General features: G+C 60.5%; 15 protein-coding genes. 8 read left to right on the top strand and 7 right to left on the bottom strand.

The window, feature by feature from the left end; translation table 11 throughout:
• Positions 1 to 36: 36 nt before the first annotated feature.
• Entirely contained in the window at positions 37 to 1,362 is a 1,326-nt protein-coding gene (locus ACEE43_RS08345; protein ID WP_449107195.1) for a hypothetical protein, read from the bottom strand.
• A 204-nt stretch (positions 1,363 to 1,566) separates the two neighbouring features.
• On the opposite strand from ACEE43_RS08345, the gene ACEE43_RS08340 reads away from it, so the two are divergent.
• The 3 genes from ACEE43_RS08340 to ACEE43_RS08330 all read left to right on the top strand — a co-directional run bounded on the left by ACEE43_RS08340 (position 1,567) and on the right by ACEE43_RS08330 (position 4,218).
• Positions 1,567 to 2,652 carry an LLM class flavin-dependent oxidoreductase gene (locus tag ACEE43_RS08340; protein WP_185173794.1) on the top strand — a complete coding sequence of 362 codons (1,086 nt, stop codon included), beginning with the start codon at positions 1,567 to 1,569 and terminating at the stop codon, positions 2,650 to 2,652.
• A gap of 12 nt (positions 2,653 to 2,664) precedes the next feature.
• Positions 2,665 to 3,441, top strand: a complete 777-nt coding sequence (locus ACEE43_RS08335; protein ID WP_449107194.1) for a CE1759 family FMN reductase — start codon at positions 2,665 to 2,667, stop codon at positions 3,439 to 3,441.
• 384 nt (positions 3,442 to 3,825) lie between these two features.
• A complete protein-coding gene (locus ACEE43_RS08330; RefSeq protein ID WP_449107193.1) occupies positions 3,826 to 4,218 on the top strand; it encodes a MarR family winged helix-turn-helix transcriptional regulator in 393 nt (130 codons plus the stop codon).
• 83 nt (positions 4,219 to 4,301) lie between these two features.
• Here the strand turns inward: ACEE43_RS08330 and ACEE43_RS08325 are convergent, their stop codons facing one another.
• The 5 genes from ACEE43_RS08325 to ACEE43_RS08305 form a co-directional block, all read right to left on the bottom strand.
• Positions 4,302 to 4,538, bottom strand: a complete 237-nt coding sequence (locus ACEE43_RS08325; RefSeq protein WP_237212084.1) for a hypothetical protein — start codon at positions 4,536 to 4,538, stop codon at positions 4,302 to 4,304.
• Positions 4,539 to 4,554: 16 nt separating this feature from the next.
• Entirely contained in the window at positions 4,555 to 4,938 is a 384-nt protein-coding gene (locus ACEE43_RS08320) for a hypothetical protein (RefSeq protein ID WP_237212085.1), read from the bottom strand.
• Between the two features lie 181 nt (positions 4,939 to 5,119).
• Positions 5,120 to 6,889 (bottom strand): cation:proton antiporter, encoded by a 1,770-nt coding sequence (locus ACEE43_RS08315; protein ID WP_449107192.1) that lies wholly within the window; start codon positions 6,887 to 6,889, stop codon positions 5,120 to 5,122.
• 103 nt (positions 6,890 to 6,992) lie between these two features.
• A complete protein-coding gene (bioB, locus tag ACEE43_RS08310; RefSeq protein WP_449107191.1) occupies positions 6,993 to 8,228 on the bottom strand; it encodes a biotin synthase BioB in 1,236 nt (411 codons plus the stop codon).
• 146 nt (positions 8,229 to 8,374) lie between these two features.
• Positions 8,375 to 9,076: a hypothetical protein gene (locus tag ACEE43_RS08305; RefSeq protein ID WP_449107190.1), complete on the bottom strand. Its 702-nt coding sequence runs from the start codon at positions 9,074 to 9,076 to the stop codon at positions 8,375 to 8,377.
• 81 nt (positions 9,077 to 9,157) lie between these two features.
• Between ACEE43_RS08305 and ACEE43_RS08300 the strand changes: the two genes are divergently transcribed.
• The 5 genes from ACEE43_RS08300 (at position 9,158) to ACEE43_RS08280 (ending at position 12,640) form a co-directional block, all read left to right on the top strand.
• Complete coding sequence (locus ACEE43_RS08300) at positions 9,158 to 9,700, top strand: TetR/AcrR family transcriptional regulator (RefSeq protein WP_449107189.1); 543 nt, start codon at positions 9,158 to 9,160, stop codon at positions 9,698 to 9,700.
• Positions 9,701 to 9,739: 39 nt separating this feature from the next.
• The gene (locus ACEE43_RS08295; protein ID WP_449107188.1) at positions 9,740 to 11,113 is read left to right on the top strand and encodes a galactokinase; all 1,374 of its coding nucleotides are present in this window, start codon (positions 9,740 to 9,742) and stop codon (positions 11,111 to 11,113) included.
• Positions 11,114 to 11,275: 162 nt separating this feature from the next.
• Complete coding sequence (locus tag ACEE43_RS08290; protein WP_237198233.1) at positions 11,276 to 11,506, top strand: CsbD family protein; 231 nt, start codon at positions 11,276 to 11,278, stop codon at positions 11,504 to 11,506.
• A 175-nt stretch (positions 11,507 to 11,681) separates the two neighbouring features.
• Complete coding sequence (locus ACEE43_RS08285) at positions 11,682 to 11,984, top strand: glutaredoxin domain-containing protein (protein ID WP_377127291.1); 303 nt, start codon at positions 11,682 to 11,684, stop codon at positions 11,982 to 11,984.
• 53 nt (positions 11,985 to 12,037) lie between these two features.
• Positions 12,038 to 12,640, top strand: a complete 603-nt coding sequence (locus ACEE43_RS08280) for a PepSY domain-containing protein (RefSeq protein WP_449107187.1) — start codon at positions 12,038 to 12,040, stop codon at positions 12,638 to 12,640.
• Positions 12,641 to 12,894: 254 nt separating this feature from the next.
• Here the strand turns inward: ACEE43_RS08280 and ACEE43_RS08275 are convergent, their stop codons facing one another.
• Entirely contained in the window at positions 12,895 to 13,659 is a 765-nt protein-coding gene (locus ACEE43_RS08275) for a rhomboid family intramembrane serine protease (RefSeq protein WP_449107186.1), read from the bottom strand.
• Between the last annotated feature and the right edge of the window lie 36 nt (positions 13,660 to 13,695).

The following is a 13,695-nucleotide window of genomic DNA, read 5'->3' as shown; positions in this document are numbered from 1 at the left end:
GGTCATGAGAGAAAGAATAGGGCGGTGAGGACTGCTTTAGATTTCGGCGGCAGTTTGACCGTCACGGGCGTAGAGGGAAAGGCCGTCTAGAGGCAGAGAGCCTGCACGGTAGCGGACGGCGTCCGCCCCAGCTCCCGTTGCGCGGACGGCGGTGGCAGCAAAAGCCTTGACGGAGCCGGCAGACTCAATGGCGGGCACATTGTCGCCGCTAGTTGAAATTTCACCGCCGACCTCGATGGAGTCGAGCTCGCCGCCGTCCTTGATGGACAGGGCGATGGCCTGCAGGGTGACCTGGACGCCACGTACCAGGCTCAAACCCTCGCCGCCGACGGTGGTGAGGTCGCGCTTGACGGTCAATGACGGTAGGGGCTTAGAGACCTGAATGCCGATGGACCCGTCGCCGGTGGTAGCGATGGAGTCGAAAATTGCTTGCTTGAGATAGCCGTCGTAGAGGTTGAAGCCGCGAGCGCCCTTGCCGGTGGTAAGGATGGGCTGGCGGATGTCGAGGGTGTCGATACCACCGAAGTTGACGAAGCCAATGCCAGAGGGTCCATGAGAGGTGACGCGGCCTTCAGAGATCCATTCGGTGGCCTTACCCCAGTTATCGAGCACCATATCGTTTTGCCCGTAGGTGGTGGTGGAGCCCAGGTTGATGACCTTGTCTGCGATACCGCCGTAGATGAGGAAGACACCGCCAGAGATGAGGTCAGGGGTACCTGGAGCAATACCACCGTCGGTGTAGATGTCGCCGGTGGTGAGCTTCGAGATAGTGAGGGTGCCACCTGCCGGTGTGCCGTCTTCAGTGCCCTGACCGCCAACGAATACGCCGGAGCCGCGGACGGGGGTGTCTTCGGTTCCAGCAGAGATATTCAGTAGTTCTGCGGTGATGACTACGGAATCATCTTTCTGTAGGTTCCAGGCGGTGAAGCCACCTTGCAGGGCATCAACTCCGTAGCCGTGGGGGCGCAGGGTACGTCCGCGCACATCAGCGGCTAGTACATGAACACCATCAGCTTCGAAGCGGCCTGCCCGGTTAGCACCAGCGGCGGTGAGGAAGACCTGCCCCACGGTACGGACATCTTCGAGGCGCAGGGTGCCGAAGTCTTCAACATCGTCGGAGTTGAAGATAGCGAGTTCCTGAACCGAGGTTGAGATTTTGAGGTGGGAGACGGTGTTGTTGGCGGTGAGCTGTAGGCCCTTGGCGCCGAAGACCAGTTCGGCGTCGTCGGTGGTACCGCGCAGGGTAACCCCTTCGGGGAGTTTGAGGGAGGGCATGCCGATAATACGGCCGGAGATTTCAAGGACGCTTGTGCCAGCTGAGAGGGCATCGGTAAGTTGCTGGGCGGTTGAGATGGTTGCCATGTCGAAAACCTTTCAGATAATTCATTAATGTATCTCTTACACCCTTCACACTACTCTCTTTTGCATTCAGCGCAAGTCAAAACGACTTAAACAGAAGACCTCCCCACTCCAACACGTGTACCAACATAAATACTTTACAAGGAAAGTTTTTAAGGGTAGATTAAAAACATCAAAACAACAACACCACCTCGAAAGGTCACCACCATGCAGTTCGGTATCTTCTCCGTCGGCGACGTCACCATGGACCCCACCACCGGCAAGACCCCCAGCGAATACGAGCGCCAAAAGGCCATCGTTGAAATTGCCAAGAAGGCAGACGAAGTGGGCCTCGACGTCTTTGCCGTCGGCCAGCACCACAACCCGCCCTTCATCGCGTCCTCACCGACCACCACCCTGGCCTACATCGCAGCCCAGACCAAGAACATCCTGCTGTCGACCTCCACCACCCTGATTACCACCACCGACCCCGTGCGCATCGCCGAAGACTACGGCACCCTGCAGCACCTGACCGACGGCCGCATGGACCTCATGCTGGGCCGCGGCAACACCGGCCCCGTCTACCCCTGGTTCGGCAAAGACATCCGCCAGGGAGTCAACCTGGCCATCGAAAACTACGCCCTACTGCGCAAGCTCTGGAGCGAACAGGTGGTCAACTGGCAGGGCAACTTCCGCACCCCGCTCAACTCCTTCACCGCAACCCCGCAGCCCCTGGACGGCACCGCCCCCTTCGTCTGGCACGGTTCGATTCGCACCCCCGAGATCGCCGAGCAGGCCGCCTACTACGGTGACGGCTTCTTCCACAACAACATCTTCTGGAACAAGGAGCACACCCAGCAGATGATCAACCTCTACCGCGAGCGCTACGAGCACTACGGCCACGGCACCGCCGAGCAGGCCATCGTGGGCCTGGGCGGGCAGGTCTTCATGAGTAAGAACTCCCAGGACGCTGTTGCTAAGTTCCGCCCCTACTTCGACAACGCCCCGGTCTACGGCGGCGGCCCTTCTCTGGAAGATTTTGCTGACCAGACCCCGCTGACCGTGGGTTCACCCCAGCAGGTCATTGAGAAGACCCTGTCCTTCCGCGACTACGCTGGCGATTACCAGCGCCAGCTCTTCCTGGTGGACCACGCAGGCCTGCCCCTCAAGGAGGTTCTGAACCAGATTGACATGCTGGGTGAGCAGGTTGTGCCCGTGTTGCGCGAGGAGTTCGCTAAGCTGCGCCCTGCCGGTGTGCCCGAGGCCCCCGTCCACCCCCGCTACGCTGCCCACCTGGCTGAGCAGGGCAAGTAAGGAGTAGGACCCATGAGCACTCCTTCTATCGTTGTTGTCACGGCGGGTTTGGGCGAGCCGTCCACCACTGCTCTGCTGGGTGAGAACCTCAGTGAAGCTACCGACCGCGCCCTAGCCGCTGCTGGAGTTGAGGCGAGCTTCACCCAGATTTCGCTCCGCTCTCTAGCTACCGATATCACCAACCACTACCTGACCGGCTTCCCCATGGGCAAGCTGGCAACCGCCCTGGATCAGGTGCGGGAGGCTGACGCCCTCATCGTGGTGAGCCCGGTCTTTAAGGCCAGCTATTCGGGGCTCTTCAAGAGCTTCTGGGACCTCGTCGAGGACGGCTCCCTGGCAGGTAAGCCCGTGCTGATTGCCGCCACCGGCGGCACCGCCCGCCACTCCCTCATGCTGGAGACGGCCATGCGTCCGCTCTTTAGCTACCTCAAGGCAACCGTAGCCCCCTCAGGCGTCTTTGCCGCTACAGATGATTTTGGCTCCGATGCCAACCTGGCTCCGCGCGTTGCTAAGGCAGCAGCCGAGTTCGCCCAGCTGGTCCTCTGGACGCTCGGGGCAGCGCCTGCCGGGCAGGGTTCGCAGCAGGCGTCCCAGCAGACCCGCGAAAGCGGGGCAGACGAGGCCAAGCAGCAGGCAGTTCAGGACGCCAACGCCGGCTCCTTCTTCGGGATTCTTGAGGAAGAGCGGGGCGGGAAGGCGCCTGCGCCAGCCTACAAGGCACCGGGCTTAGAGGCTTTAACCGTGACCCCTTTCGAGGAATTACTTAAAAGGAATATGCCGGGATCCTAGGCCTCGTCATAAGTACACCGCATAGGCGGGAGGGTATATGCCCTCCCGCCTGTTCTTTAAGATGTCTAAATCATCACCCTCTTTGCCGCGCAATCAAAAGGGAGTCCTAGCTGGTGAAGGCCCACAGACCCGTTAACCCGTCTTAATATTTCCCACATATATTCCATACAGGTGACACTGCGCGTTAGGCTAGCACCGAATAGAGATTTTCTGAGTAAAGTCTCCTGAACCACACCTGCCCACCCGGTAGAGAGGAGAGGAGGTTCTATGGGAACAGCCCCCACACCGGCTCGCTTCACCAAAGAACAGGAAAATCTGTGGAAGATCTATACCAACACATTAGAAACCCTTAATCTGCATCTCGATAGATGCCTGAAAGAAGAGGTGAAGATTAAGCTGGCAGACTACAGGATTCTGGCAGCAATCATAGATTCACCACAGACAGATTCCACCGATGCACACCCCGTGGTGCGCATGCGCGACCTTGCCCGCGCCACCAATGTCTCGGCATCACGGCTGACCTATCAGGTTGATGTGCTGGAGAAAAACGGCTGGGTCACCAAGGTCTCGGTGCCCAGCGACAAGCGGGGCAAGGGAGTGCTCATCACCCAGCAGGGGCGGCAGGTCTTCAGAGAAGCCACCCCGATCTATACCCGCGAGGTGCAGCGCACGGTTTTTGAGGGGCTAGACCCCGATATCGCCCGGGCCCTGGCCCACTTTTCCCGCAGTGTTCTCGGTAAGGTTGCCCACCCCGAGCGCAGGCGGGTAAGAGCCTAGAAGATACATAGAGGGGCGGACGCTTGTAAGCGTCCGCCCCTCATCTTGTTTCTGCCGCTAGGCAGAGAAAAAAATTTTAGATTTTACTGCTGATCAGCAGAATCAGCCTTCTGTGCCTTCGGAATAACCCCAACCCGCTGTGCCTTATACAGCTGTTCACGGTTAGCCAGTACCACCAGGGCCAGGGCGTTGAGGGCCAGGCCGATGATGAAGATAATCCAGCCAATCACCATCAGGGCGGTACCACTGAGAATCGCACCAACGATCAGGGCAGCAACGGAAACCAGGTAGGCGGGAGAGAGAAGAAAGCGGGTATCCATGGGGTCCTCTCGGTGGTTAGCGGACGTGCGGGCGCGGGGCGCGAGAGCGGAAGATGCGCTCGTCGCTAGCAGCAGCACTGGGAGCTGCAGCTGAAACCAGGGGCTGGGATTCTGTAATTGCATCAGGTTCAGAGAAGTGGATGTCAGCCGGGGCGTCCTCTTCTTCCTCATACTCTACCTGGGCGTCGCTACCGGCGCCGGTAATCATCGCGGGCAGGGGGCCGCCCTTGAGGCGCTGTACCATCACCAGGGTGGCAAAGACGTTCAGACCTACACCAGCCAGTAGTACAACCCAGCCCAGCACTGATACCCAGGTGGAACTCGCACCCACCATCAAAGCTGCTACAAAGAGGGCTGCGAGGGAGGTGAGATATGCCGGGGAAAGGTCTTTGGTGTCCATTGGTCCTGATTCTGTGAAAAAATTTAATATTCTGATTGAAGAATATATTGCGTGTGCCCACCGGCCCCTAAAGACCCTCATCAACCTTGGATCCATATAGACCTATATCAGAATAAGCACTTACCCATAGTAGGTGATGATTCTGCAAATTTCTTGAGTGCCACCTAGCCGGTGCCTCGAATCACTCCCGCTCGCGGGCGTCCGCACCCCCAACTACAGGCAGCTGACGGGTCGCCACCCGCAGGGCTTCATCGTCCAGCTCCTTTTGGGCCGAGATAATGCGCATCTCGGTGGTCTTGAACAGCTGCTCTGCCTTCTCACGATCCAGCTTGTGCTCGCCGTTGATGAAGGACTTGGGCAGTGACATGGTGAGTGCCCCGGAGCCCTGATCCATGGCATCCTGAGCCTGCACCTGCACGTCAATCTGGTAGAGCACGTTGCTCACCACTTCGTAGTCGTACTTGTTACGCACATCGAGCACCGCAGCCTGGGCGGCCAACACCGATTTTTGCCGCACCAGGTTCACGAACTCGCGCTGACGCTGGCGTTCAGCCCAGCGCTCCTGGAAGTCACCGGTCTTCTGGCCCTCCTCGATGCGGTCCATCATGCTGGTGACCACGTGCTTGAGCTGCTCGAAGGACTGAAAATCCCCGCTCTCAGCAACGGTTTGATACATAGACTTCCACATGGCCCGCTGGGCAATCTGCAAGAGTTCCTGTTCCTCGTGGTCGTCCTTTTCAGCCGTGGCGCTCACGCCCAACACCCGCACCAGCCAGGGCAGGGTCAGGCCGGGGAAGACCATGGTGAAGAAGAGGACAGTCAGCACGATAAAGACAGCCTCGGTGCGCAGGCCGTCAGCCATCTCGGGCAGACTCAGCGCCAGAGCGAGAGTGACCAGGCCACGCATACCGGCCCAGGTCATCACCAGCACCTCGGCAAAGGAGCGCGGGGTGGTGCGGCGGGAGCCCCGCCAGCGGCCCCACAGCCACATACCGGTCAGCCAGGCTAGGCGCGTACCAATGGCAACGGCCGAGATCAGCACACCGTGCCACACCATGGTCAGCACATTGCGGTCTGCACTGTAGAGCAGTTCACCCGCCTGTAGGCCGATGAGGCCGAAAGCTAGACCGGTCGCCAGCATTTCGAGAACATTCCAGAAGGCGGTGTTAGCCAGGCGCTCTTCGGCGGTGAGATCGGCGCTGTAGCTGGCCATCTGGATTGCCGCAATGACCACGGCTACCACACCCGAGGCATGCAGCTCCTCGGCGATGATGTAAACACCGAAGGGAATGACCAGAGTTAGCGCACTGCGGGCCACGGTGTCGGAAAGGTTGCGGCGTAGCAGGCTACCGCCCCAGCCCAGGGCTAACCCCAGGGCCACAGCAACGAGAGCACTATAGGCGAAACTGCCGAGGGCAGAGAGGGGCTGGGGATCAGTGCCAGCGGTCAGGGCCGCGAGGGCGATTTGAAAGAGCACCAGAGATACGGCGTCGTTGAAGATACCCTCAGTCTGCAGATTGGAGATAACGCGGCGGGGAATACCCACCGGCTCAGCCACAGCTTCTACCGCCACGGGGTCGGGCGGGGCGACGGCCGCACCGATAGCCAGCGCCAGGGCGATGCTGATGCCGGGCACAATCATCCAGGTAGCCCATCCCACCACCAGGGCAGAGACAGCGGTTAGGGCAATGGAATAAATCAGGACGCTGCGCCAGCTTCTGCGCAGCATGCCCCACGAGACGCGCTGGCCAATAGCCCACAGCAGGGGCGGCAGGAAGATGGGCAGAATAATCTCGGGCTCAATGTGTAGGCTGGGCATCTGCGGAATCACAATGACCACGGCGGTCACCAGCGTCAGCAGCACGGGCCAGGGCAGGTTTAGCCTGTCTCCCACACTCACCAGCACCACCGTCGCCAGCAACAGCACCACAATCACAATGAGGACTTCCACGCCCACCCCTTCACAACCAGCCTGATGTACCAGCTTTTAACTCTAGTACCTCAACCTAGGGTGAACCTGTGCCGCAGGTGCAGTTTTGAGATGCCAGCTGGGGCTAGAAGTTGGGGGTGGCGTCCGTCCCGACCCCGCGGCGGCGGATTTCGGGTATAAGAACATCAGGAGTCCCCTGGTCAACAGGGCGGACGCCGGCGTCCACCTCCCCCGCGGATGGGTGGGTCCCGCAGTCCCCGGAGCTACACCCACCGCAGCCACCGGACGCCCCGCAGGGCGCTGGCGCAACAGCAGTTTCTTGGGCGAGGTCTACGCCGTGGGCGCGCAGGTAGTCTTCGTGTTCGGCGACCAAGTCACGGTCTTCGGCGCCAAGGACGACAAACCCGCCGTCCCGAATCATCTTGAGGTCCTCAAGGGCTGACTGGCCGGTTGAGGTCAAGTAGTCGCCCAGGAAGAGGGAGTTAACCACGTGCAGAGCTAGGGGTTGCAGGGTGCGCAGGTGCATTTCGCGTCCGCCCGCCATGCGGAGCTCCTTATCAGGGGCTACCAGGCGCACGGTAGCGAGAATACGCAGGCAGCGCATGGGGGTGAGCTCCCAGGTGCCAGCCAGCGGGGTGCCCTCAAAGGGCATGAGGAAGTTGACGGGGATGGAGTCGCCGCCCAGGTCACGCAGGGCAAAAATCGCATCGACCAGCTGCTCGTCGGTTTCCTTCATACCCACAATCAAGCCGGAGCAGGCCGAGAGCCCGGCGCTCTGGGCCTTATCGACGGTGTCCAAGCGGTCCTGGTAGGTGTGGGTGGTGCAGATGTCGGCGTAGTGGTCTTCGCTGGTGTTGAGGTTGTGGTTGTAGGCGTCCACCCCGGCCTGCTTGAGACGGTCGGCCTGGCCGTCCTTGAGAATGCCCAGGCAGGCGCAGACTTCTACCTGGGGGTGTTCTTCTTTAAGCCCCTCGACCATGGTGGCAACGCGCTCGACGTCACGGTCAGTAGGTCCCTTGCCGGAAGCGACCATGCAGACGCGGGAGGCCCCGCCCGCGATACCGTAGCCGGCCTGTTTGACGGCCTCGTCGGTCTTGATCCAGGAGTATTTGAGCACTTCAGCTTCGGAGCCAAGGCGCTGGGAGCAGTAGGTGCAGTCTTCAGGGCAGAGGCCGGACTTGAGGTTGACCAGGTAGTTCACCTTGACGGTATTCCCGAAGTAGTGGCGGCGCAGGCGGGAGGCGGCGTCGACAAGGGCGAAGGTTTCGGCGTCGCTGGCGGTCAGGGCGGCAAGCGCTTCGTCGCGACTTGCGGGCTGACCGGCCAGGGCACGATCGGCAATGGCAGAGAAGTCAATCATGGAACCAGTCAACACCGATTTTGAACAGTGTTCAAATTATTACTTTTTTCCACACAACCCCCACCACCCAAAGGGACCGCAAAACTTAAAAGGGACCTCGCGTTTTGCGGTCCCTTTTAAGTTTTGCGGTCCCCTTGCGGAAAGCGCTAGGCGCCACAGCCTCCAGAGCCACAGGCACAGTTACCACCGCAGCCGCCGCCGGACGCCGCGCCCTCCAGCGCGACCTGGGCGTAGGCGTCCGCGTCCTCCACCCCGGCAGCACGCAGGTGCTCTACATACTCAGCTACCAGGTCGCGGTCGCCCGCATCGGCAATGGTGAGGCCGGCACCCACAATGAGCTTGAGGTCCTCAAAAATCAGGCGGGGCTGGGCGGGGTCTACGGTCAGCACCAGTGAATCCAGGGCGCCCACCGCCAAAGGTTGCAGGGAACGCAGGGTCATTTCGCGGCTCTCCCCCAGGTGCAGGCTCTTTGCGGGTGCGGCCAGGCGGGCGGCAGCTAGCACGCGCAGGGCCTCCATGGGGGCCAGGGCGGGTACGCCCACAAAGTCCACGTCGATACGCTCCACCGCGGGGTCGGCAGCCAGGTCAGCCAGGGTAGCTGCCAAGGCATCGGCGTCGAGCGGGGCTGCGACCTCTACGAGGGAGGACGCCACCTGCCGCGCGGGTGCGCCCAGCAGGTTGGTGGCGGTAATGGTTGAGCCGAAGTGGGTGGCGCGTAGTTCTGCAGCCAGGTCCATGAGGGCGAAGGTGGCGGCAGGGCTGGCGGTCAGTACGTCGTGGAGGTCGGCCGGTGAGGCAGTTTCGCCTGCGCGCAGGCGGGCAGCAAGATCTGAAAAGTTGAGGGTCATGGGTTCAAATTTACTCCTCTTCGAGGGAACAGCGCCCACTGCCAGCTGTTGCCGGGAGCGAAAGTAGGTCACAATGAGGGGGTGGCTTTATCCCGTGAGAAGATTCTTGACACCGCTTTTGATGTGCTGCGCCAGTTTGGCTTAGCCGACCTTTCGATGCGTCGGCTGGCTACCGAGCTGGGCGTGGCCCCCGGTGCGCTCTACTATCACGTGAAGAATAAGCAGGAGCTTCTAGCCTCGCTGGCCTCCCGCATGCTGGCAACGGTAGAAGGGCCCAGCACCCCGGCCACCCCCGATACCCTGCTCATCACCGGGGAAAACACCTACCGGCAACTTATTCCGGTTAAGGAATGTTCCGAAGTCATCCGCCTAGCCCTGGCCCTTCACCCCGCAACGCTCACCCCCGATAGGCTAGCGCTGCTCGACGCCCTTGAAACTGACTTTGCAGCCGCCACCGGCACTCCACAACCGGCCCTAGCTGCTGAAATCTTCATGCATACCTGCCTGAGCCTCATTGAGCAGGAGCAGACCCGAGCCCTACTCGCAGGCAGCACCCCGCCAGCTGAACCACCGGCGTCCTACACCGCCGCGCTCACAGCCCTTATTAAGGGCTTTACCGCCTAAGCCCCCCCGACATCCAACCAACCGAAAAGAAGAAAAACCGTGACCCTCCGCGTTGAGCCCGCATGGGCCTCCCTGTCAGACCACCGAGCCGAAGTTGAGGCAGCCCGAGCTGCCTTTGTCGAGAAATACGGCGTGGAGCCCGACGGGGTCTGGTCAGCCCCCGGCCGCCTCAACCTCCTCGGTGAATACATCGATTTTCTCGGCGGATCCTGTATGCCCATGCCTCTGCCCTACCGCACCTATGTGGCGGGCAGGCTGCGCACCGACGGGGTGCTACGGGCGGCGTCCTTGCAGATGCCGGGGGACGACCGCACGGTCGTAATTCGCGAGATCACCCCGGGCACTTTTAAGGGCTGGTTCACCTATGTGGCGGGCGTAGCCTGGGCCATGAACCGGGAGGGCGGCAAGGATATCGCCCTACCCCATAATTTTGGGGCTGACCTGCTGATTACCTCCCAGGTGCCGGTGGGCGGGGGCCTGTCGTCCTCTGCCGCCCTGGAGTGCTCCACAGCCCTGGCCCTGCTGGATCTTTCCTGCCCCCTACGCCAGGGGTGCGACTGCACTGAGGCTCTACCCTCTGACCTCTCCCCCGCTAACGACGCCCTGCGTGCCCGCCTGGCCCAGGTCTGTATTCGCGCCGAGAACGAGGTGGCAGGGGCCCGCACCGGCGGCCTTGACCAGACCGCTTCGCTGCGCTCGGCACCGGGCAAGGCCCTGGTGGTGGACTTCCGCGATTTCTCCATCAACCCGCTGACCGTTGATGTGGCAAGCGCTGACCTAGGCTGGCTGGTCATCAACACCAACACTCCCCACGAGCTGGCGGGGGGTGAGTTTGCTGCCCGACGCGAGGCGAACGAGGCGGTGACCGAGGCGATGGGGCTGGACTATCTGCGCAATGCCCTACCTGAGGATCTCACCTGTGCCGGTATGAGTGAGCGCGAGGCTAAGCAGTGCCGCCTGGATTTGGTGGATCAGACCGTCAACCGCGCCCTGGTTGCCCTGGAAGAGAGCGGCCAACCCCGCACCTTCCCCCGCGGCTGGGTGCGCCACACCCTGCACGATATGACCCTGGTGGAGCGGGCGGCCTACCTGCTGGGCCGCAAGGACGCCGGTGAGCAGGTTGATTGGAGCGAGCTGGGCAGGCTCTTTACCGAGAGTTTCGTGTCGATGCGCGATGAGCTGCGCGTTTCGCGCCCCGAGATTGATCTAGCGGTTGATACCTGCCTGGCGGCCGGAGCCCTGGGTGCCCGTATTGTGGGTGGCGGTTTTGGCGGGGCCGTAATGGCCCTGCTGCCGACCCACCTGTTGGAGTCGGCGGCAGAGCAGGTGGCTCTAGCCTACGCCCAGCACGGCTATGCCGACCCCGAGTTCCTGCCGATGGTAGCGGGCTTCCCGGCAGATCGGGATATTTAGACATATCTTTCCCTTCTGGCTAGTTCAGGGCTAGTCGTCAGAATTTTCTCAGCTTACCGGGTTCCCTTTTATAGGGCTAGTGCGTAAACTTATTAATAAGGGAAGCCTGCGAACTATCCCTGTATTCCAGGCTCGCACAGGCGAGAGATGAAAGGAGCCACCATGGCTGCAGAAGACAAGATTGAAAACGGCCTCGACAACCTGGCTGGCAAGGCCAAGGAAGCCGGCGGCAAGCTGACCGGCGACGACCGCCTCGAATCTGAGGGCAAGGCCGACCAGGTTCAGGCCCAGGCTAAGGACAAGGTCGATGAGGCTAAGCAGACCATCTCAGACGGTGTCGATAAGGCTAAGGACGCCATCAGCGGCATCAAGGATTCCCTGAAGAAGGACTAGTCTCACCCCATTGAGGCACTACATCGCCGGGTTCTCACGATAATCGTGGGGCCCGGCGATACTTGTATCTAGGCCCGGGCGTGGGTGCCCCGCCCAAGTAGCTGCAGCGGGAATATCTGCCCTTGTAGTGCGTTATATCGGGCACTAGGCCATATTTTCACAAAAGGAGCATTGTATGCCGAGCACATCTTCCACCCACGCTGCCGCCGAAACCTTTGTCGCCGAGGGCGGTGTCGCAATTTATTGGCGCCCGGGCTGCCCCTTCTGCCAGCGCCTGGACGCCGGCCTGGGCGAGGTGGGTGAGCGAGCCCTCTGGGTGAATATCTGGGAGGACGCGGACGCCGAGGCCTACGTTAAGAGCGTCAATGACGGCAATGCCGTAGTGCCGACCGTCCGCACCGCTGAGCGGTCTTTTGTTGCCTCAGCTGCGAGTGCCCCGCAGACCGTAGCTGAGCTGATTGAGGCTTCAGGCAAGTAGCGGCTTAAGCCTCGTTTAATCCTGGTTTCATGTGGGCCTGAAAGAATGAGCGCATGATGTTTTCTATGAAAAAGACTGTTTTTACTTCTTCAGCGGCAGTAGTAGCACTGGCACTTACGGCCTGTGGATCAGCAGGGAGCGCCGAGACCAGCGCCCCGAGAATCTCTACAGCAACCACCGATGCAGCTACCTCAAGTAGCCAGGCAGCTACGTCCGCCAGCCCCTCCCCTACCCTTGAGGGCCCTGCCGAAACGGGGGCCCTGCTGGCTGCGCTTGAGCAGGGTCTAGCTGCCCGCCCCGGTGGCATCGTGGTGCAGGTGGATGAAGAGGATGCGACCCAAGACAGCTTTGACCTTGCCATAGTGGTGGACGGGGTCAAGCATGAGTTCACCGTCTTCGCCGATGGTTCTATAGCTGATGAAGAGACCAGCGACGATGCTGATGATGTAGCGCGTGCGGCTGCGGCCCAGGTTCTAGCTGCGGACGCCGTCCGCACCGCTGCTGAGGGTCGTGGCGGGCAGGTTGCCACCGACCTTGATCTTGATGATCAAAACGGTGCCCTGGTGTGGGAGGTTGATTTTGAGGACGCCCGCGGCAACGACGTGGGTTCGGTCAAGGTTGATGCCCTCACGGGTGAAGTATTACCTGCTGAATAGTCGCCTTTTTGAAATTACAGGTTTTCTACACCCTGCGGATGAAAGTTATCCACAGGTGGGGATAAAACTGGGGAAATCTCTTACACCGGTGTAATTACAGGCTCCATTTAAAGCCTTTTAGCCCTGTACACAGGTTTTTAACATCTGTGGAATTACACCCCTGTAGTTATTAACAGCTGTGGATAAAACCTGTGAATAAAAGAAGTGCGGGGCCGTCATCCCGACGGCCCCGCACTTCTTTGCTGACATCGACTTTACTGTGAACGGTTTGGAATCCGATCAAGAACTGTAGCGACAAGCGCACCCGTGATTAGACCTCCCAGGTGGGCTTCCCAGGAGATACCCGGCATGAGGAAGCCGAAAGCAAAGTTGATGGCCACCAGAATTACGATGCCGCTGGTGCTCTGCTGGCGCGCCCGAGACAGTGCAAAGAAAGCCCCGAAGAGACCAAAGACGCCACCGGAAGCTCCCAGGGTGCTCACGTCCATGCCACCCAGAACAGATGCCAGCAGGTGCACTGCCACGGAGCCACCAATAATTGAGAGCAGGTAGGTGGCAAGGAACTTCCACTTTCCCATGAGCGGCTCTAGCGCCTGCCCAAAGAGGTAGAGGGTGAACATGTTAAGGAGCAGGTGGGTGACGTTGTTGGGCGAGTGCAAGAACCCAGAGGTCAGCAGACGGTACCACTGACCCGTGTATTCCACGTAGAGGGGGTTATAGATACCGAAAGTGGTGATGCTAGCGAAGAAGAACTGCAAAATCCACACCACACTATTTATACCGATAAGAGCATATGTAATAGTGGGGCGGGCCTTAGCGTAACGGATACGCGGTGCCGAGCGTTGCGCTTCTGCCAGGCAGTCCACGCACATCATGCCCACCTCAAGCGGCACCTGGCACTGCCCGCAGGCTAGCCGCCCGCAGCGTCCGCACCGCACATAGGTCACCTGATCAGGGTGGCGGGGGCATACCGGAGTCTCATCACTGGAATAGCCGTACCTGCCGACCTGCTCGCTCACGCGCTCGTCCTTTCAACTGCGGCGTTAGCCGCTCAA

The organism is Rothia sp. 11254D007BW (genome assembly GCF_053548195.1).
Note: the sequence above shows the minus strand (reverse complement) of the source record. Positions and strands in the feature narration are given on the sequence as shown.

What these genes read in the sequence shown, in the direction of transcription:
- ACEE43_RS08325 (WP_237212084.1), bottom strand. Translation starts at nt 4,538, where the DNA reads ATGGATACCCGCTTTCTTCTCTCTCCCGCCTACCTGGTTTCCGTTGCT.
- ACEE43_RS08290 (WP_237198233.1), top strand. Translation starts at nt 11,276, where the DNA reads ATGGCTGCAGAAGACAAGATTGAAAACGGCCTCGACAACCTGGCTGGC.
- ACEE43_RS08285 (WP_377127291.1), top strand. Translation starts at nt 11,682, where the DNA reads ATGCCGAGCACATCTTCCACCCACGCTGCCGCCGAAACCTTTGTCGCC.
- ACEE43_RS08320 (WP_237212085.1), bottom strand. Translation starts at nt 4,938, where the DNA reads ATGGACACCAAAGACCTTTCCCCGGCATATCTCACCTCCCTCGCAGCC.
- ACEE43_RS08305 (WP_449107190.1), bottom strand. Translation starts at nt 9,076, where the DNA reads ATGACCCTCAACTTTTCAGATCTTGCTGCCCGCCTGCGCGCAGGCGAA.
- ACEE43_RS08280 (WP_449107187.1), top strand. Translation starts at nt 12,038, where the DNA reads ATGATGTTTTCTATGAAAAAGACTGTTTTTACTTCTTCAGCGGCAGTA.
- bioB (WP_449107191.1), bottom strand. Translation starts at nt 8,228, where the DNA reads ATGATTGACTTCTCTGCCATTGCCGATCGTGCCCTGGCCGGTCAGCCC.
- ACEE43_RS08340 (WP_185173794.1), top strand. Translation starts at nt 1,567, where the DNA reads ATGCAGTTCGGTATCTTCTCCGTCGGCGACGTCACCATGGACCCCACC.
- ACEE43_RS08345 (WP_449107195.1), bottom strand. Translation starts at nt 1,362, where the DNA reads ATGGCAACCATCTCAACCGCCCAGCAACTTACCGATGCCCTCTCAGCT.
- ACEE43_RS08335 (WP_449107194.1), top strand. Translation starts at nt 2,665, where the DNA reads ATGAGCACTCCTTCTATCGTTGTTGTCACGGCGGGTTTGGGCGAGCCG.